Genomic DNA, 19,195 nt, shown 5'->3' on the forward strand with positions numbered 1-19,195 from the left:
GAGACGCGGCGGCGATGCTGCGGCTGCTCCAGGGCTTCGCGGCGCAGGTCGTCGTGGCGGTGACCCTGCAGATCGTGTTCAGCGCCATGGTGTACGCGCCGACGGCCGCCTATCTGACCGAGTTGTTCCCGTCCCGGATCCGCTACACCGGCTTGTCGGTGTCGTACCACCTGGGCGCCGGCGTCTTCGGCGTCTTCATGCCGCTCATCGCGCTCTCGCTCTGCGCTCATCGTCCTCAAGCAGTTCCCGTGCCCCGTCTCCACAGATCACGCAAAGCGAAGGCTCGCAAGGCGATGTCAATCGTGATTCGTTCCTCATGAGCACCACTCGTTCGTCCGGCGGCGTCTCGGCACATCGCTTCCGGAATGGCCGCGCAGCGCGGACAGATCACCGCCCGGATTCCCGCGCGGCCGCCGGCTACGTCCGCGCGGGTACCGCGTACAGGACGGAGACGAGCGACTCGCCCTCGAATCCGATGCGCACGCTGTCCGGGTCCTGGCGGATGGCGGCGGGAGTGGCGGCTTCCGGCACCGCGGACGGGGGCACCGGCATCGGGTGGAACCCGGCCTCACGCAGCCGGGCGAGCCAGGTGGCGGTCGGCTCGTGACGTTCGTAGCGCTCCTCGTCGTCGGCTGTGCCGACGATGTCGGCCACCTCGCGGCGGAAGAACAGCTTCATCGCGTTGCGGTCGGCGGCCGCCACCTCCAGCGCGTCTATCAGCCGGAAGACGGTGTGGAAGTGCTCCCACGAGTTGTGGAACCGCTCGGGGAGCGCCACCCGGTGATGGTCGGAGTCCGGCTCGCACAGCACCACGACGTCCGGCTCGGCCGCGCGCAATCTCTCGAAGAACGTGCTCCGCTCGTCCACGCCGGACGGACTGTCCCGGAGGTGGTGCAGCGCGAACGCGGCGTTCATGACCAGCGGGCGTGGCGCACGGCGTACCAGGTCCCAGTCCTCGCCGGTCATGTGTTCGGCGAGTCGGGGCACTGCGTGGAAGTCCAGCGTGACACCGGTGTCGCGGATGGCTTGTTCGGCCTGGCGGAGGCTGGCCGCCGCGGGGTCCACCCCGATGACCGTCAGCCGTCCGGGCGCCTGATCGCGGTCCGCGAGCGTCCGCAGCACCGCCGCCTCCTGGCCGCCTGAGCCGATCCCCACCGACAGCAGGGTGGCCTCGTCCTGACCGGCGAGGTGCCCGGCGAGGAGCGTGCCGCCGATGCGACCTGCCAGATTCACGATCGGCAGGTGTTCGGCCACGAGGTCGAACAGCTGGATCTGCGGACGCTCGAAGCTGCGGAGATAGAGGTTGTCCCGCTCGTCTTGGCACGTTCCATGGCGGGCGGTCAGAGCGTCGTGATAGAGCAGATGGAGAAAGTCGTCGCCGCCGGCTTTCTCGGGGTCGATCACACTGCGGAGCTTCTCCAGCCGGCGCCCCGCGGTGTCGGCGCGGCCCGCGTCCGTCTCCTCCACGGCCCGGCACAGCAGGTCGAATGCATGGGAATTCACGTGCAAGCCCTTCCTTCGACGTCGGTCATGATCGAGGATGCCGCGATGCCCTTGGAATCAACTTGGGATGCTCTTGGCGGTCAGGAATGGACGAGGACGCGCCCGTGCGACGACGTCGGCGTGGGCGACCCCGCACGGCGTGCTCCATCCGCGCAGGCGATAACCAAGCGGCCCCCGCCGGAGAGACCGGCTCGGTCGAGTCCTCCACGAATACTCACATGCAGCTTCAACTGCATGGATGTAGTTTCGGCAGGCGCGGTGGCGGGCCGGGCCGGACCGGGGCGCCCTGCCGTACTTGTTCACGGTGGGTTTCCCCGGCCCGCCCGCCGCACCCGGCGTGCGCGTCTCCACGCACCGGCGTCAGCCCTTGACCGCGCCGGCGCTCAACCCCTGGATGAGGAAGCGCTGGACGTACGCGAAGAGCAGCACGACGGGCGCGACGGCGATCAGGCCCCCGGCGGCGAGGGCGCCGAAGTCGGTGCCGAACTCGCCCAGCAGGTAGCTCAGCCCGACGGGCACGGTGAACCGGTCCTGCGAGCTGATGAACATGATGGCGAACAGGAAGTTGTTCCACGCGCTGATGAACGCGAAGGACCCCACGGCGACGATCCCGGGCTTCAGCAGCGGCAGGACAACCGCGCAGAACGCCCGGATCCGGCCGCACCCGTCCACCTGGGCCCCCTCCTCCAGGGAGACCGGCACATTTCTGATGAAGCCCGCCATGAGGACGAGGGAGAGCGGCAGGTGGAAGACGGTGTCGGCGATGATCAGGCTCCATAGGCTGTTCGTCAGGTAGAGCCCGTTGAAGATCTGGAAGAGCGGGATGAGCATCATGGCGCCCGGGATGAACTGCGTGCACAGCATGATGACCAGGAAGACGTTCTTGCCGCGGAAAGTGAGGCGGGCGAGCGCGTACCCGCCGAGCATGCCGATCACCGTCGACACGATGAGACTGGCGACCGCGACGGCGATGCTGTTGCGGAAGTAGACGCCGAAGCCCGAGCCCTCCCAGACCCTGCGGAAGTTCTCCAGCGTGATGGGCCACGGCACGAGGGCCGTGGAACCCGGCGGCCGGAAGGCGAACAGCACCATCCAGTACAACGGGACGAGCGTGAAGAGCAGGAACAACGTCAGCGGCAACCACAGCATCAGGCGGTCGCCCACCGAGCGCCGTCGCTTGCGGGCCGCGTGCGCGCCGGTCGCTTGCCGCCGGGTCGGTGGTGCCGCCGGGGCCCGTCCGACGTCGTCGCGGGTGGCGAGGCTCACTTGTCCTCCTTGGAATTGCCGGAGCTGATGCGCAGGTAGACCAGAGACGCGAAGGTCAGCAGCAGGAACGCCGTGACGGTGAGCGCGGAGCCGTAGCCGAAGTCCTGGTCGTGGATGGCGGTCTGGGCCACGTAGAGCGGCAGCGTGGTCGTCGAACCCGCCGGGCCGCCGGCGGTCATCGTGTACAGCAGGTCGACGTTGTTGAACTCCCACACCGCCCGCAGCAGCGTGGCGATGACCACGGCCCTGCGGATGTGCGGCCAGGTCACCGCCGAGAACCGGCGCAGCGGCCCGGCGCCGTCGACGTTCGCGGCTTCGTACAGCTCCAGTGGCACCGACTGCAGGTCGGCGAGGATGAGGATGGCGAAGAACGGGATGCCCTTCCACATCTCGGCGATGACCAAGGCCCAGAAGGTCGTGTCGGGATCCGACAGCAGGGAGGTCCCGTACTCGCCGATGCCCATGGACGCCAGGTAGTGCCCGATCCCGGTGGTGGGGTTGTAGAGCAGGATCCAGATCGTCGTCGTGAGGATGCCCGACACCGCCCATGGGCTGAAGGCCAGGGCGCGGGCCAGCCCGCGGCCCACGAAGGTGCGGTTCAGCACCAGCGCCAGCGCCAGGCCGAGCACGAACTGCAGCCCCACCTCCACGAACACCCACTGGGCGGTGAAGCGCAGGCTCCGCCAGAACAGCTCGTCGGCCAGCAGTGCCCGGTAGTTGTCCAGGCCGGCGAACCCGTCGTCGAGCGGCCGGGTGAGGTTGTGGTGGCGCAGGCTCTCCCAGAAGACGCTGAGCACCGGATAGAGCAGGAACACCAGCACCAGCACGACGGCCGGGGCGATCAGCAGGTACGCGTGCGCGGCCCGGGACCCGGTCGGGCGGCGCGCCGCGGGCGGGCGGCGCACCGGTTCAGCGGTCGTGGAGCTCATCCGTGCTCCTTGTCGTACTTGCGCTTGGCCGTGGTCAGGGCCGCGGCCGCGGCGGTGAGGAAGTCACGGGACGTCAGGCTGCCCTGCAGCACCTTCTGCCATTCCGGAAGCAGGTCGGTGACGGTGATGGAGGTGAATTCCGGCAGGTAGTAGGGCAGTTCCAGGGTCACGACGCCGGGCTTCGCGGCGGCGTCCAGCGCGGCCTTCATGGCGGCGTTCTCGGTCACCCACTGCTCTTTCGCGACCGTCTTGTTGCCCGGGAGGTATCCGGACTTCTGGGCCCAGAAGCTGTTGCCCTCGGGCTCCATCGTGTAGGCGAGGAACTTCCAGGCCTCCTCCTGGTGCTCGCTCTCCCGGAACATCGCGAACCCGGTCGTCATCCAGCCGGTCAGCACCTGGCCGTCCGGCCCGGGGAAGGGCGCGACGGCGCCGACCTTCTCGGCCCCCAGGGCGGCGACGTGGTTGGGGTAGGAGCCGATGCTGTGGCTCAACATGGCCGCGCCGCCGTTGCCGAACTGGGCCACCATGGTCTTGAAGTCGGCGGTCAGGTCACTGCGCGCGGTCTGCTTGCCGAACAGGGCCACGTACTTCTCGCAGGCGGCGATGACCGCGGGGTCGTCCAGCGTCGAGGACCCGTCCTCGCGGAAGAACGTGCTCACGCCCGCTCGTGGATAGACCATCTGCACGAGCTGGGCGAAGAAGCCGTTGCCGCCGCGCAGCGTGTAGCCGAAGCGGCCGGAGGAGGCGTCGGTGAGGCGGCTCGCGGCCGCGTCGAAGTCCGCCCAGGTGACCGGCGGCTTCAGCCCGGCCTCCTCGAACCAGTCGGCACGATAGTAGATCACGTCGGCGAGGCTGGTGGTGGGCGTCAGGTAGAGCTTGCCGTCGGGGGCGGCGGCCCGGGAGGACTTGAGCATCTGCTCGGAGATGTGCTGTTCGAGGCCGGCCTTCTGCACGCGTTCGTCCAGGGGAGCGAGCGCGTTCTGGGCCACCAGGGCCGCGAGGTCGGACGCCTTCGGGGTGAGCAGGTCGGGTGTGGAGCGCGTGGCGATGGCGGTGTTGATCTTCTGCATGTACTGGTCGGTGGGCAGGCCCAGGTAGTTGATGCGGATGCCGGAGTTCTTGGCCTCGAACATCGAGATCAGCTTCTTGAGGTTGGCCGTGCGCTCCGGCCGGGTGTCGGTGTCCCACAACTGCAGCGTGACGCTGCCGCCGCTGCCGCCGCCTGAGCCGCCGCAGGCGCTCACCGCGGACGCCAGACCCATGGCGACGCCGGCCCGTGCCGCCGTCCGGATGAAGCCGCGCCGGGACAGCGCGTGCGGGCCGAGGACCTCGGCCGGGTGGTGCTGACGGGTCATGGGTCTTTCCTCTCGTTCACCAAGAACTGCGCTCCGCTGTGCGGTTGCCATACGGTACATGAGATATGAGATTTAGGGTATGGTCGGTTCTATACAATGGGCCATGTGCCCTCCGATCCCACCCCGGCGGCCAGACGGAGCGCCGGTTATGGTGATCGACGACAAATGAAGGAGCGCGGGTGAGTGAGACAGCGTTGGGCGCGATCAAAGCGTCTTCGAGGACGGCCCTCGTCCTCGAAGCGCTGCGTCGCGGCATTCTGAGCGGCGAGCTGGCGGCCGGGCGTGCCCTCGTGGAGGTGGAGCTCGCCAGCCGTTTCGGTGTCTCCAAGACTCCGGTGCGCGAGGCGCTGAAGACGCTCAGCGGGGCCGGCCTGGTCACCATCAGCGAATACACCGGGGTGACGGTCCGCAAGGTCGACGAGCGCCTCACCCGCAGCGTGTTCGACGCCCGGTGCCTGATCGAGCCGGCCGCGGTGCGGCGAAGCGTCGAGGCGGGACTGCGCGACGGCGGCCGGCTCGCCCGCGAGGCCCTGCGCAAGTCGGACGAGGCCACGGACGAGGTGACCCGCAGCCTCGCCAATCGCGACTTCCACCGCGCCCTCTACGCCGACTGCGACAACGAGGTGCTGGTCGGCGTGCTCGACCAGCTGCGCGACCAGACGGCCCTCATCTCCGTCAACGTCTGGTCCCAGCGTCCCTCCTGGGAGGACGAGGCGCAGGAGCACCGGCAGATTCTCGAGGCGGCACTGAACGGGCAGGCCGACGAGGCGGCCAGGCTCGTGTTGCAGCACATCAGCGTGTTCCAGGAGCGGGCGCTTCAGCAGATCAAGGAGGCCGGCCGTGAGGTTCGGTGAGCTCTCCCGGGCCCTGCGCGACGTCGTCGCCATCCCGGTCACGCCCTACGCCGGCGGCGTTCCCGACCTCGAGCTGTACCGTTCGCTGCTGCGCCGCCTGGTCGACGCGGGCGTCAACGTGCTCACCCCGAACGGCAACACCGGCGAGTTCTACGCCCTGAGCGCCGAGGAGCGGCTTCAGCTGATCACGGCGGCCGCGGAGGCGGTGGGGGGAGAGGCGTACCTCATGGCCGGGATCGGCCTCGACGTCGCCACCGCCGTCGAGGAGGCCCGCCACGCGGCGGCGCACGGCATCCGGATGGTCATGGTGCACCAGCCGGTGCACCCGCACGTGTCGGCCCAGGGCTGGCTCGACTACCACAGGGAGATCGCCGAAGCGGTGCCGGACGTGGCCCTGGTCCTCTACCTGCGCAACGCCTGGGTCGACGGCCGGCTGCTGGCGCGGCTGGGCGACCTGTGCCCCAACGTGATCGCCCTGAAGTACGCCGTCGCGGACGTGAACCGTTTCGCGCAGCTACGCGCGGAGACAGGCCCCGACCGGTTCGTCTGGATCGCCGGGCTGGCCGAGCCGTACGCGCTGTCCTACGCCGTCCACGGGGCCGAGGGCTTCACCTCCGGGCTGGTGAACGTCAACCCCGGCTTCTCGCTCCGGCTCAGGGACGCCCTGCGCGAGGAGCGCTATCCGGCGGCGGAGCGGATGCTCCACGACATCGCGCGGTTCGAGCACCTGCGCGCGGTCGACGGCGGAGCCAACAACGTCAGCGTCGTCAAGGAGGCGATGCACCAGCTCGGCCTGTGCGACCGCGCGGTCCGGGCGCCGAGCACCGTCCTCGGCGAAGGCGAACGGCAGGAGGTCGCGCGGATCCTCACTGAGTGGGCGAAGGCCGACGACCTCGGGCCCCTGCCCGCGGCGGCGTCATGAGGATCAGCGGCCTGCGCTCGTTCGTGCAGCGCGTCGGCGAGCGTCCCCGGGTGCTGGTGCGCGTCGACACCGACGAGGGCGTCAGCGGCTGGGGCGAGGCCTACAACCACGGTCCCGACCTGGCGCTCGGCCCCCTGCTCGACTACCTCGGCGGGCAGATCAGGGGTACGGACCCGCGGCGCGTGGAATACGTGTCCCAGCTCCTCCTCCGCACCGCCAGGTTCCCGCAGGGGGCGCTCGGGCTGGCGGCGATCGCCGCCATCGACCACGCGCTGTGGGACATCACCGCCAAGGCGCTCGGCGTGCCCGTCTACCAGGTGCTCGGCGGCGCCGTACGGGATCGGGTGCGCGTCTACTGCGGGCTCTACTCCGCGCCCGACCCCGACGAGTGCCGCCGCCAGACCACCGAGCTGCACCGGCGCCACGGGCTCACCGCCTTCAAGCTGAGCCCGTTCCGTACGGACCTGCACGCCAGACGCTGGGGCCTCGTCGTCGCCGAGACGGCGGAATGGGCTCAGGAGGTCAGGCGGTGCTGCCCGGAGGAGTTCGACTTCGCCTTCGACGCGCACGCCAAGATTTTCGAGCCCTACCAGGCGGTTCAGCTCGGCAACGCCCTGGCGCCGATGGACCCGCTCTTCCTGGAGGAGCCGATCCGCCCGGAGCACTTCGCCTCCTGGGGTTACCTGCGCCAGCAGTTGGAGGTGCCCCTGGCCACCGGGGAGAGCCTCTACTCTCCCCACGAGTTCCTGAACCTGCTCACCCACGGGGGCGCCGACCTCGTCCAGCCCGACATCTGCGTGGTGGGCGGCATGTCCCAGATGCGGCGCATCGCGACCCTCGCCGAGACCTTCAACACCATGGTGGCGCCCCACAACCCGATGGGGCCACTGGCCACCGCGCACAACGTGCACTTCGCCGCGGCCTGCAGCAACTTCTCGATCCTGGAGTACAAGCCGGAGACGACGAGGTGGTGCCCGGACCCGTACGTGCCGGTCGACGGGCACCTGGAGCTGCGTCCCGACCGGCCCGGGTGGGGGATCACCATCGACGAGGACGCCCTGGCGGAGGACGACTACGTGCACTGGGAACGCCGGGTCCCCGTCCGGCCGGACGGGTCCCTCGCGTTCTGCTGACACCGCGGGGCCCTGTACCGCGCCAAAACACAGCCACGACGGAGCGCGGCTCAGGGAGTGGACAGGGCGGGCCCGGCTGCCACCCCCTCGATGGACAGGACCTGGCGGCCTGATCTCAGCCCGGCCCAGCCGCCGGCGACCGGACGGAGCTCGTCAACCTGCTGCGCCCCTGGATACGGAACGATACGGGCGATCTTGACGAGGTCGCCCGTCACCGGTCCCGCTCGGCGCACCACGGCATCGAGCGCGGCGGGGGCGATCCCGTGCGGCGGCGGGAACGGCGACGTCCACAGATCGGCGGCGGTCACGGTGGGCAGCCGGTCTCCCGCGCCGAGCACCAGCCCCGACCAGGCCAGCCGCCCGCCGGAAGCGGCCACGCCGCGCGTGACCGATGGCGGTACGGGCTGCGCGGGCACCGGCGGCGACGACCGGTAGAGCAGTCGCATCGACCCGGCCGTCTCCCCGGTCCCGGCCGTGATCGTGACCTGGACGCTCCAGCCTTCCTCGAGGGTCTCGCCCAGCGCCCGGGTGGTGAACCGGCTCCCGTCCGGGGCCAGGATCAGCGCGGACAGCCGGACCTCCACGTCCCGCATCTCGACCAGGTGCTGCGGCGGCCGGTCGGGCGGCACGACCCAGTCGGCGACCGAGCACGCCTGCTCGATCAGCACCGAGATCGGCAGCGCGGCACGCCCGTCCACGGTGAACTCGGCCAGGCACGGATGGGAGCCCGGCGTATGGATCACGCTGCTGCTTAGCCGGCGGGACGGTTCGAAGAGCTCGACGGTGCCCAGGAAGTGCGCGAGCCCGTGCAACCTGGGCAGATCCGGATGCCCGGTGAAGAGCCGGAAGCCGCGTAGCTGAGTGGGCACCAGCATGCTGCCGACCTGGCCGATGAACATGACCTCCCCGGTGCGGCCGGAGCGCAGCTCGCGGATCCACCGCCGGACTCCCTCGGCCGGATCGATGGTGGACACGTAGCGGACCGCCGCGTCGTAGTTGGCGATGACTCCGAGCCGCTCCCAGGTCGGCCAGCACAACGTCTGCGCGGGCAGCCCGAGCGTGTTGCGCGCCCAGAACCCGAGTCTGGACAGAGCCTCGTTGCCCGCGGCGTAGTCGATCTGCCCGATCATGCCGCCCATGCGTCCGGCCAGCGAGCCGACGTTGCAGAACACCTTGAGCGTGTCCCGCCTCCCGGGAGTGTGGAGCACCGCGCGGGTGAGGTTGGCGAAGCCCGTCACCTTCACGTCGACCGTTCGCACCACGTCTTCCGGGGTCTTGTTGTCGAGCCTGGTCGGCAGATCGATGCCCGCGTTGTGGACGATCACGCTGGGATCGGGGATGCGGGCGAACAGCGCGTCGACCTCTTCCGGCCGCACGCAGTCGCACGGCTCGTACGTGATGCGCAGGCCGTCCCGCCGGGCCGCCGCCAGGTTCGCGCCGACCTGCCGCAGCTCGGTCTCTCGTTTGAGCGCGGCGCGTACGTCCCGAAGTTCCCTGGCGGTGCGGGCGGACCGCACTCTGGCCCGGCAGTACTCGGAGTAGTCCGCGTCGTCCATGGTCAGCCAGCCGGCCTCGGCCGGAAGCTCGCCGCGGCCGGTCACCACGACCTGGCAGCCGAACTCCTCGGCGAGCCCGCGGGCCAGGGCGAAGCCGACGCCACGGGCGCCTCCCGAGATCAGCACCATGTCGTCGGACCCCAGCTCGACGCGGGGCGGCGGTTCCGGGCTCGGCCGCGCGTTCAAGGCGTGGCGGACTCCCCGCCGGTAGCCGATCTCGAACAGGTCCCAGGCTGCCAGCTCGGCTGTCAGCAGCTCGGCCAGGTGGGCCGGGTCGACGGCGTCGACGTCCAGCACTTTTACCGCGAGGTTGGGCAGCTCGCGGGGCAGGCACTTGGCGAAGCCGGCCCAGATTCCGCCCAGCGGGGAGTCGATCGCCCCGTCGTGGTAACCCATCAGCCCGCCCATGGCGGTGACGGCGATGTAGCAGTACCGGTCGGCGCGGGGGTCGGCTCCCCAGGCACCGTATCTGCGCTGCACCATCCGGGTCGTCCTGACCAGTGCGTCCCGCCATTCCCCACCGTCGAACCGGTAGGGGACGCCCACGACGTTCAGGTCGATGATCCCGTCCCAGTCGTCCCGCTCGGGTTCGCGGCCGGGCACGCAGAGGTCCGCGCCGAGCGCGCGCGCCACCTGCGCGGCCAGCTCCGCGTCGGAGCCGATGACCAGCAGCCGCCGCGCCACAGGGGAGGGAGGCGGAAGCGGGTGCGGTGCGGGCTCCCAGATCATGCGACGGACGGGCCGGACGAAAGAGGTGGTGTCGAAGGACACCAGGTGCGGGCGGACCGGCGCGGCGGCCGTCACGTCCGCTCCTGCACGACCGCGGGGATCCCGCTGCTGGGGAACAGAGTCACGTAGTGTCCGCTGCGCACGGTGTGCGCACCCGGCAGCCGCAGCCGGTAGCGCTGTGACAGCATGGCCACCGCGGTCACCAGCGTGGCCATCGCCAGCCCCTTGCCGATGCACATGCGCCGCCCGCCGCCGAACGGCAGGAAGGCGTACTTGTGCCGCTTGCCCTGGGTGTCGTCGAGGAAACGCCGGGGATCGTAGGCCTCCGGGTCGGACCAGTGCTCCGGTGAGCGGTGCGTGCCGTACACGCTGAGCAGGACCGTCGTCCCCGCCGGCACCGTGCGGCCGGCCAGGCAGTCCGGCTCGACGGCGTCACGCGGGAACTGCCAGACCGGCGGGTGCAGCCGGAGCGCCTCGTTGATCGCGGCCGTGGTCTGCACCAGTTCGCCCAGCCGGTCCGGTGCGGGCGCCTGGCCCGCGAGCACCTCGTCGACCTCGCGCTCGACGGCGCGGCGGGCCTGCGGGTGCCTGGCCAGCTCGTACATGGTCCAGGCGAGCGCCTGGCCGGTGGTGTCGGAGCCGGCCAGCAGCAGGGTGCGGAGGTTGTCCGACACCTCCGCCTCGGAAAGGCCGGCGCCGAGCAGCTGCCCCGCGGCGTCGGAGCCGTACTCGCCACTGGCGCGGCGTGAGCCGATCACCCGGTGGATGATGCCGTCGAGCACCCGGTTCGCCCACTTCCGGTCGCGGTGATACCGGGTCGGCACGAAGGAGGGGATCATGGCGGGCAAGCCCATGATCGTGCGGGTGAAGATGACCTTGTTGGCGATCGCGGCTGCTCGCGCGTAGTCGGTGCCCGACAGGTCCTGGCTGATCAGCGCCATGCCCAGGACCCTGGCAGCGATGTCCATCAGGTCGGGTGCCACGTCCACGACGTTGCCGGAGTCCGCGTGCGCCGTCCAACGGCGGATGATCTCCTCGGTGGCGCAGACCGCCTCGCGCGCGTTGCTCCGCACGAGCTGCAGGCTGAACGCGGGCTGGACGGCCTTGCGCGGCCCGCGCCACCGGTCGGTGTCGAGCGTCAGCAGGCCGGAACCCATGACGCCGGAGAAGCCGCGGTAGAGCTTGCCCCGTACGTAGTTGTCCGGGTTGGTACGCAACACCCGCTCGATCGCCTCCGGCTCGGTGACCTGCACGAACGGGATGGGCAGCTTGACCGACACCAGCGAGTCGCGTTCCTGCATGCGCAGGGTGTAGGCCAGCGGGTCCTTGAAGTAGGGGATGGCGTCACCGATCACCGGCAGCCCGGCCGGGCCGTGGGCGACAGGGCAGGTTCCTTGGCGTGTCATGAGCGCTCCTGGCGGTCGAATCGTTCCCTGTCGAGGTATTGGCCGCTCTCCTGGTCCACGTAGCCGACGATGGCGCCCGTGATGTCCTTCACCTGGAGCAGCACCTCGCCGTCGGCGGCCACCGCGATCGCCCGGTTCTCCGGCTCGGGATCCTCCAGATCGAGGTCGACGGGGGTGACGTAGAGCTCGACCGGTTCGGTCAGCGCGGCGAGCGTCAGGTCGGTGTGGCCGCCGTACAGGTCGATACGGCGGACCGTGCGCGGGATCGCGACGGGCGTCCAGCGGTCCGCGACGGTGTGGAGCACGGCCACGCGCACCAGACCGTCGAGCGTGACGGAGGGGACCAGCAGGTCGGGGAACCAGCGTCGCAACGCGGGCGCGTCTAGCGCGAGCCGGCCTCGCCGTCCCAGCGGATGCTCCCGGGTGCCGGTGGTCGACCGGAACACCTCGCGCAGGAGTACGTCCGACCCGGGCGCGTGGTAGGGGTCGCGGAGGGGCTTGCTGCCGTGCTCGTCCCAGTGCGTCCACCTCGGGCCGGGCACGGGAGCGTCGCGCAGCCGTACGGTGACCGAGAAGTGCAGCTTGTCGCGGGCGACGGTCACGCCGTTCGGCGCCACCACGTCGCCCAGCACGCGGACGGCGACCACCGACTCGCGCTCGTCGGTGCGCAGCAGCGTGGCGGTGAGCCGTTTGACCTCGGGCCGGTCCTTCCGGTAGATCCGCAGGAACGACTCCAGCCGCAGGTCCTCGAAGACGACCGGGACCCGGTTCGGCACCAGCGAGACCGCCGCCTGCGCGGCCAGCTCGGGCACGAAGGTGCCGGGCAAGGTCGGATAACCGCGCACCTGGTGAAACTCCAGATAACCGTCCCTGTCCAGGGTGAACGTGCGCTCCGCGACCAGGTCCGTGGCGTCGCGGCGCAGCACCGTGTCGATGTACGGCAGAGCGCGCGCCTCGCCCATGCAGAAGTCCAGGAACTCCGGCCGGATGCCCCTGACGAGTTCACGTTCCTTGTCGCCCAGGAACACCGTGGCCGGCGCGTCCCGCACGGCGGTCAGCTCGGTGAGGAAATGGTCGACGCCTTCCTCGGTCGGCATCGGGGTGTACGCGTCGATCTCGGCGAGGAAGGCGCGCATCAGCGGGGTGGCACCGAGCCCGACGTCGCGCCAGAGTGTCCAGCCGATGGTGAACTCGTTCTCCGCGCTCATCGCGGCCATGTTGAGGAAGTCGTTGGCCGCGGCGTAGTCGGTCTCGCCGCGCTGGCCGGTCAGCCCGATGAACGAGCCGAAGTTGCACCAGCGGCGCGGCTCCCGACCGCGCAGCGCCTCCTTGAGGTTCAGGTACGTATGCACCTTCAGGTCACGCACCGTGCGGAAGTCGCCGACGGACTTCGCGGTGACGTCGGAGGCCCGGTTGGTGCCGGCGATGTTGAGCAGGAGGTCGACGGGGCCGTCCACGGAGTCGACGGCACGCTTGACCGCGTCCGGGTCCCGGAGGTCGCAGCGCAGGTAGCGGACCCGCCCAGGCCCGGACAGCCGCTCCAGCTCGGTGAGCGTGTCCCGGACCTGCCGCTGCTCGCGCAGCCGGTCGAACCTGGCGTTCGCCTCGGCCACGCTGACCCGGCCTGGCCCGTTGAGCTGGGCCCTGATGAACGTGCTGCGCTCGGGCAGTTCCCCGGAGTCGCGGGGCAACTGGGAGCTGCCCAGGATCACGATGCGCGGGCGGTATCGCCGGGCCATCGCCGCGAGGATCGGCGCGCCGATGCCGCGCGCCCCGCCCGCGGCCACCACCAAGGAGTCCTGGCCCAGCGCCGGCACCCCGTCCGGCGTGGCCTCGGCGGGCACCGCTCGCGGGGTGAGCCGGCGCCCGCCGACGTGATAGGTGACCGGGAGGAGCTGGCCGGCGCCCAGCTCGGCGCTCACCGTGGCCAGCACCTCCTCCAGCGGCGCCGCCGCATGCACGGTGGCGAGCACGTTCGTGTCCGGCAGCTCCAGCGCCAGGCTCTTGACCAGGCCCGTGAACAAGCCGGTGATGGGCAGCGGCACCCCCGCCTCGGTGACGCCGCCCACCACGCTCACCACGAACGAGCCGCCCGCCAGGCGTGGCGCGCACTCTTTGGCCGTCATGAACGTGCGCTCGTGCAGTGCGAGCAGCTCGCGGACCGGGTCCGACCAGCGGGCCTCGCGCAGGCTGGGGTCGGTGGCGTCCACCAGCACCCGTACGTGCCGGGGTGCCCGGCCGTCCTGGTGGTCCAGCGCGGTGCGAAATGCGGCGGAGTTGGTGAGCACGACGGAGTCCGCCGGGATCGCGGCCGGGGCGGAGCGGATGGGCCGGCGTGGGGCGGGCGCCAGCTCGATCACGTGGCGGTCCAGCAGACAGGCCGCTTTCGGCTGCCTGCTCAGCCGGATCACCCGCGGGCTCGCCCGCCGGTCGGCTCTGAGCTCGACCTCCGTCTGGCTCTGCGCGCCGCTCAGGAAGGCGATCAGCTCGCGCCCGCCCTGCGCGCCCAGGAAGTTCGCGCGGGTCATGCGATGGCCTCCAGCATCTCTTCCACGGGGGACTCCACGGACACCTCCGCGAGCACCGGCAGGCCTTCGGCCAGCGCCAGCGACTTCCTGGTGATCGCGAACAAGAACGTCCCCTCGCCGATCTCCCCGCAGCCCAGCAGGCGGCCCCAGGACGTGAGACTGTTGCCGTTGCTCACGGCGACCAGCACCACGTCCACGTCGCCGAAGTCCAGGTAACACTCGGCCACCTCTAAGGCGTCGGCGAGCGAGGCTCCGCCGCCGTCCACGGCGATGTTGAGCCCACGCAGGTCGAAGTAGCTGCACAGCCGGGCGGGGATGACGTTGGGCATCTCGCCGGGGAAGGAGTCCTCGTCCGGCTCGGCGATCAGTCCGGTCACGCGCTCGCGCAGCTCCTGCGCCTTGGGGACGGCCTGGCGGTCGAGCTCGTCGAGGTGGGCGCGGATCGCGTAGAGGACCGCGTTTCTGGTGGGCCCGGTGTGGCCCACCACCACCCCGGTGGTACGGCTGTGCCGCCGGCAGAATTCGCGGATCCGGGGGTCCATCCGGTGCATGCACTCGATGATCATGAGCTGGGTGCGGTCGGTCGCCCGGATCGTGGAGGCCGGCAAGCGCAGCCGGGCGAACGGCGGGCTCGGGTAGGCGTCGCCGAAGGAGTTCGGCAGGATATGCCTTCCCTGCGCCCACTCTGCGACCTGTGCGTTGCTCTCGGCGCCGGGCACGTGCGCCGACCAGCCGACGATCACCATGGGCTCGCCTGTCCTGGCTCCGTAGCCGGCCTTGCCGCGACGGCCCGGCCGGAACTCCTGGATCAGCAGGTGCGCGTTGGTGCCGCCGAAACCGAAGCCGGACACGGCCACGGTGCGCGGCCGGTCCGACCGCGCCGGCCAGGGCACGGGTCGCTTGGGGATCTCCAGGTTGCACGACTCCAGGCCGAAGCTGTCCGGGGCCGCCGAGAAGCGGTGCTGAGCGGGAATGACCTCGTGCCGCAGCCCCAGAAGAGCGTGGATGACCGACACCACCCCAGCCGCCCAGCCCGTGTGGCCGATCAGGGACTTGTTCGAGGTCACCTGGACCGGATGCGTCCCGGCGTAGGCCGCGCGCAAGCTCAGGAACTCGGCCTCGTCGCCCGCCGGGGTTCCGGTGGCGTGCGCGATCACCCAGTCGACCTCGCCGGCTTTCACGCGCGACTTGTCCAGCGCGCGGGCGACGGCCAGCTCCTGGCCCGCGCTGGACGGCGCGTAGATGGCCTTGCCCTTGCCGTCCGCGGACAGGCCGACCCCGGCGACCAGGCCGTACACGGTGTCACCGTCGGCGAGCGCCCTGGACAGCCGCTTCAGCACCACGGCGCCCGCTCCGTCGGAGAACAGCACGCCGTCGGCGGTCCTGTCGAGCGCGCGCACCTCTCCGCTCCTGGACAACCCGTACAGCTTGGAGAACAGCACCGACCCGCTGGGGACCAGCGCGAACGCCCCGCCGCACACGGCGACGTCGGCCCGGCCGGACAACAGGTCACGCAGTCCCAGGTCGATCGCGTACAACGAGGATGAGCACGCCGTGTCCACCATGAGCAGCCGGGTGCCCGCCGGCAACAGCCCCTCGATGGCGCTGGCGCCGATCCGGTGCGGGAACGGCTGCGATCGGGTGGCGTCACCGTGCCACAGCACGGAGTCGGGGACCTCGCCCAGCTCCTCGCGGATGAGCGCTTCCTGCAGGTGCTGGCTGCCGTCGGGGGTGTAGCCGAAACAGGCGGTGTACGTGTCGCCGTCCCGCCTGGCCACGCCCTCCAGTGCCTGGTGCACGCTGTGCCGCAGCCACACCGTGGTGAAGTCGAGCCCGTCGTCCGGCCGCTCGGCGGCCAGCTTGGAGTGCGGCGCGAAGCCGGTGATGAAGCCCGAGCGGCGCTGGTAGGTCTTGTCGGCGGCGCTCGGGTCGTCGTCATGGAAGCCCGCCATCGACCAGCGATCCGCCGGGACGTCGACGAACAGCTCCGCGCCCTCCATGAGCAGCGACCAGAAGCCGTCCGGATCGCTGGCCCCCGGCACGGCCAGCCCCATGCCGACCACCGCGACAGGATCCACCTCTTGATCGGAATACGTCTCCAGCTTTGGTTCTGGTTCTGGCTCGGGGTCTGGTTTCGGCTTCGGGCCTGGTACTGGTTTCGGCTCCGGGTCTGGGGACGTGGCGCGGCGCTGCAACGACATGCCGCCGTCCGCCACCACGGTCTGCCCGGTGATCCATCCCGCGCCGGGAGCGGCCAGCAGCAGGACCAGGTCGGCCAGGTCGTCCGGTGTGGCCAGCCGCCCCAGCGGGGTGGCCGCCACCAGGTTGGCGCTCACCGACTCGAACCCCGGGAACATGCGGCCGACCGGATTGTCCATGAGCCCGACGGAGGCGGTGTTCACCCGGATGCCGTCCGGGGCGAACTCCGCCGCCAGGTAGCGGGTCAGCGCCTCCAAAGCCGCCTTGGACAGCCCGATCGGCAGGTAGTTGGCCGGGGCGTAGAACGCGCCGAGCGAGGAGACGTTGACGATGCAGCCCGCGCCGGATCGGGCCAGCAGCGGGCGGGCCGCCCTCGCGCACCAGAGCGCGCCCTTGACGTTGACCTCGAACGCCTGGTCCAGGTGCTCCTCCGCCAGCTCGTCCCAGGCGGTGAACGTCCCGCCGGCGGCGTTGTTCACCAGCAGGTCCAGCCGTCCGTGGGTGGCGCTGACCTGGTCGAACATGCGCCGCACCTGATCCGGCTTGGCCACTGACGCCCTGATCACCTCGACGCCGTCGCCCAGCTCGGCCGCGAGGGTCCTGGCCTCGTCATAGGAGTGGAAGCAGTTGATGATCACCCTGGCGCCGGACTCGGCGAGCGAGCGCACGATGCGCGCGCCCACGCTGCCCGCGCCGCCGGTGACGAGGGCGACACGGCCGTGGAAGCCTGTCATGTCGTGCCCGCCCTCGTCAGCGAGTCGACGACGAAGTCCACCACCTGGCCGAACGTCCGGTAATCGGCCATCCGCAGGTCGTCAGGCGGCGGGCCCAGCTCGAACAGCACGCCGAGCCTGCCCATCAGCTCCACCCGCTTGACCGAGTCGACGCCGAGGTCGGCCTCCAACTCGGCGCCGTCCTCGAAGACCTCCTCCGGGTACTCCAGCGTGGTGGCGTAGAGATCACGCACCCGGACGGCGACCGCCTCCCTCGACGTGGGCCCCGGGGGTGTCTCCGCCGGTGGCGTCGGTGGCAGCGTCCGCACGGGGGGCGTGCTCGTGTCCTGTGGCGGAAGCGAGGCGGGAGGCGCGCTCGGCTCCGGTGTCACGGCGGCGGGCGCGGGCGGGTCCGCCATGGTCGTGCCGGTGTGCCGGACCGTCCGCGGCTCGGCGGCGGGGGCCAGGAACTGGCCGGTCTCGCGGAGCGTGTCCAGGTCCGCCAGCAGCGGCGTGTGCACGGAGGCGGACGACTCGATCGAGCGGACCCGGGACGTCAGCGCGCGCCCCGCGCCCACCTCCACCCACACGCCGGCGCCCGCGCGGTGCAGCCGCTCCACAGCGGGTCCGAACCGCACCGGCGTGACGAGGTGGGAGGCGAGCAGTTCGCCGAGGTCGTCGGAATCACGGTAGTAGCGGCCGAGCACGGGTGAGAAGACGGGAATGCGCAGGCCCCGGCGGCCGTATCCGCTGAGCCGGCGGGCGAGCTCCTGCCGCGCCGGGGCGAGCAGCGGGCTGTGGAACGGATGCGGCGAGTGCAGCGTGGTCGACGGCAGCCCGATCGCAGTGGCGATCGTCGCCGTGCGGCGCAACGCGTCCGCCCGCCCCGCGACCACCGTCTGCGCCGGCCCGTTGTCCACCGCGATCACGGCGCCGGAGGTCGGCAGCAGGTCGAGGATCTGCTGGGCCCGGTCGTGCGCGCAGCCCAGCGCCAGCAGTCCGCCGCCGCTGGTGTCGTGCTCGCGCAGCACGGTGATCCGGTGGCAGAGGATCTCCGCGCCCTCGGCGACGCCCAGCGCGCCACCGGCGACCAGCGCCGCGATCTCGCCGAGACTGTGCCCGACGAGCACGCTGAACCGCGCTCCCTGATCGGAGAGCGCACGAAAGGCGGCGACCGAAGTGGCGAAAACAGCCAGCTGGAGCACGTCCGGCGCCGCTTCGACCAATTGATCGGCGGAATCATCGGAAAAGGCCCGGCTCAGGCCTTTTCCGAGAATTCCGTCGGCCACCGTGTCAATGGTTTCGATCACCTTGGCGGTTTCGGGGTCATGTGCGCGTAGCCGCGCCAGAGCGCCCGGCAGATAGGCTCCCTGACCCGGGAAAAGACCTACAACAATTTCAACGGAGCTCAGCATTCCGGTCCCCCTCAGAGCACGGTGTCGGCAAAAGTCCCAGTCCTGGGATTCGCATGGAATATTCCGCGTGCGAGCTCGATGAAGCCAAGGTAACCGCGCTACACGCATCGCGGACACCCCTAAAGCAAGCGTGAAGTCAGGGGTGATCGCAAAGCCGTGGAATGGACCTCGGGCCCACAAAGGGTCAACCTGCGGGTTTTGAACGGCGGGGCCGGCGATCAGCGCGAGCGTGGCGGTGGGCCATTCGCCCCGTGCCTCAGCGGGCGCTCTCCGCCCGTCGGGAACGGTGATTCCGCGGCTTCCTTCAGCGCGCCGCCGGATCCGATCTCGAACGCGGCCACCTGGTTCGTGTCCCGGATGGCGGCGCGCTCTGTGGGCGCCCCCGCGCGACGTCCCGGTGACGGTGGTCCACGAGGGGCACGGCGGCGCCGACGAGCGCATGCTGGCCGCGATGTTCGACGGCGCGGCCTCCCCGGTGGCGCTCGCGGACGAGCGGGACGGCGCCCACGCCCTGGCGATCGGACTGGCCGCCAGCGAGTCGTTCCCCGCCGGGGAGCCGGTCACCCTCCCCGGCGGGAAACGGGATTGAGCGGGACGGCCGGCGGCAGCCAGCGGTGCCGGCATCTCTTCCCCGCCCCGGAGTCCCGGTGGTAATAGCGCAGGCCGAGCGTCGGCGTTGGTTTGAGA

13 protein-coding genes and 1 pseudogene are annotated in these 19,195 nt (G+C 70.8%); 5 read left to right on the forward strand and 9 right to left on the reverse strand.

The window, feature by feature from the left end; translation table 11 throughout:
- Nucleotides 1-320 (forward strand): annotated as a pseudogene (locus ACFKCF_RS45885) (hypothetical protein); the annotation flags it as partial.
- 97 nt (nt 321-417) lie between these two features.
- On the opposite strand, the gene ACFKCF_RS45890 reads toward ACFKCF_RS45885, so the two are convergent.
- From ACFKCF_RS45890 to ACFKCF_RS45905, 4 genes are all read right to left on the reverse strand, one after another.
- Nucleotides 418-1,503: a GRAS family protein gene (locus tag ACFKCF_RS45890; protein ID WP_394501671.1), complete on the reverse strand. Its 1,086-nt coding sequence runs from the start codon at nt 1,501-1,503 to the stop codon at nt 418-420.
- A 360-nt stretch (nt 1,504-1,863) separates the two neighbouring features.
- On the reverse strand, nt 1,864-2,769 hold the full coding sequence (locus ACFKCF_RS45895; protein WP_394501672.1) for a carbohydrate ABC transporter permease: 906 nt from the start codon (nt 2,767-2,769) through the stop codon (nt 1,864-1,866).
- Complete coding sequence (locus ACFKCF_RS45900) at nt 2,766-3,698, reverse strand: carbohydrate ABC transporter permease (protein WP_394501673.1); 933 nt, start codon at nt 3,696-3,698, stop codon at nt 2,766-2,768. Before ACFKCF_RS45900 ends, ACFKCF_RS45895 begins: the two co-directional genes overlap by 4 nt.
- On the reverse strand, nt 3,695-5,053 hold the full coding sequence (locus ACFKCF_RS45905) for an ABC transporter substrate-binding protein (RefSeq protein WP_394501674.1): 1,359 nt from the start codon (nt 5,051-5,053) through the stop codon (nt 3,695-3,697). Before ACFKCF_RS45905 ends, ACFKCF_RS45900 begins: the two co-directional genes overlap by 4 nt.
- Nucleotides 5,054-5,232: 179 nt before the next feature.
- Here ACFKCF_RS45905 and ACFKCF_RS45910 point away from each other — a divergent pair, with 179 nt between their 5' ends.
- From ACFKCF_RS45910 to ACFKCF_RS45920, 3 genes are read left to right on the forward strand one after another with little or no spacing between them, the layout of a single operon-like run.
- Nucleotides 5,233-5,907, forward strand: coding sequence for a GntR family transcriptional regulator (locus ACFKCF_RS45910; protein WP_394501675.1), 675 nt, complete (start codon nt 5,233-5,235; stop codon nt 5,905-5,907).
- Nucleotides 5,894-6,829 (forward strand): dihydrodipicolinate synthase family protein, encoded by a 936-nt coding sequence (locus ACFKCF_RS45915; protein WP_394501676.1) that lies wholly within the window; start codon nt 5,894-5,896, stop codon nt 6,827-6,829. Before ACFKCF_RS45910 ends, ACFKCF_RS45915 begins: the two co-directional genes overlap by 14 nt.
- The gene (locus tag ACFKCF_RS45920) at nt 6,826-7,962 is read left to right on the forward strand and encodes a mandelate racemase/muconate lactonizing enzyme family protein (protein ID WP_394501677.1); all 1,137 of its coding nucleotides are present in this window, start codon (nt 6,826-6,828) and stop codon (nt 7,960-7,962) included. Before ACFKCF_RS45915 ends, ACFKCF_RS45920 begins: the two co-directional genes overlap by 4 nt.
- Before the next feature lie 50 nt (nt 7,963-8,012).
- Here the strand turns inward: ACFKCF_RS45920 and ACFKCF_RS45925 are convergent, their stop codons facing one another.
- The 5 genes from ACFKCF_RS45925 to ACFKCF_RS45945 are packed head-to-tail and all read right to left on the reverse strand — an operon-like array spanning nt 8,013 to nt 18,949.
- Nucleotides 8,013-10,322: an SDR family NAD(P)-dependent oxidoreductase gene (locus ACFKCF_RS45925; protein ID WP_394501678.1), complete on the reverse strand. Its 2,310-nt coding sequence runs from the start codon at nt 10,320-10,322 to the stop codon at nt 8,013-8,015.
- Nucleotides 10,319-11,653: a cytochrome P450 gene (locus tag ACFKCF_RS45930; RefSeq protein ID WP_394501679.1), complete on the reverse strand. Its 1,335-nt coding sequence runs from the start codon at nt 11,651-11,653 to the stop codon at nt 10,319-10,321. The genes ACFKCF_RS45925 and ACFKCF_RS45930 overlap by 4 nt, the downstream gene beginning before the upstream one ends.
- The gene (locus tag ACFKCF_RS45935; RefSeq protein WP_394501680.1) at nt 11,650-14,181 is read right to left on the reverse strand and encodes an SDR family NAD(P)-dependent oxidoreductase; all 2,532 of its coding nucleotides are present in this window, start codon (nt 14,179-14,181) and stop codon (nt 11,650-11,652) included. Before ACFKCF_RS45935 ends, ACFKCF_RS45930 begins: the two co-directional genes overlap by 4 nt.
- Nucleotides 14,178-17,114 (reverse strand): SDR family oxidoreductase, encoded by a 2,937-nt coding sequence (locus ACFKCF_RS45940; protein ID WP_394501681.1) that lies wholly within the window; start codon nt 17,112-17,114, stop codon nt 14,178-14,180. Before ACFKCF_RS45940 ends, ACFKCF_RS45935 begins: the two co-directional genes overlap by 4 nt.
- Nucleotides 17,111-18,949, reverse strand: coding sequence for an acyltransferase domain-containing protein (locus ACFKCF_RS45945; RefSeq protein ID WP_394501682.1), 1,839 nt, complete (start codon nt 18,947-18,949; stop codon nt 17,111-17,113). The genes ACFKCF_RS45940 and ACFKCF_RS45945 overlap by 4 nt, the downstream gene beginning before the upstream one ends.
- Between ACFKCF_RS45945 and ACFKCF_RS45950 the strand changes: the two genes are divergently transcribed.
- Nucleotides 18,906-19,097, forward strand: a complete 192-nt coding sequence (locus ACFKCF_RS45950) for a hypothetical protein (protein WP_394501742.1) — start codon at nt 18,906-18,908, stop codon at nt 19,095-19,097. The two genes, ACFKCF_RS45945 and ACFKCF_RS45950, sit on opposite strands and share 44 nt — an antisense overlap.
- Nucleotides 19,098-19,195 lie beyond the last annotated feature (98 nt).

Origin of the sequence: Nonomuraea sp. JJY05, assembly GCF_043496855.1 — a bacterium.
Lineage (GTDB): Bacteria > Actinomycetota > Actinomycetes > Streptosporangiales > Streptosporangiaceae > Nonomuraea.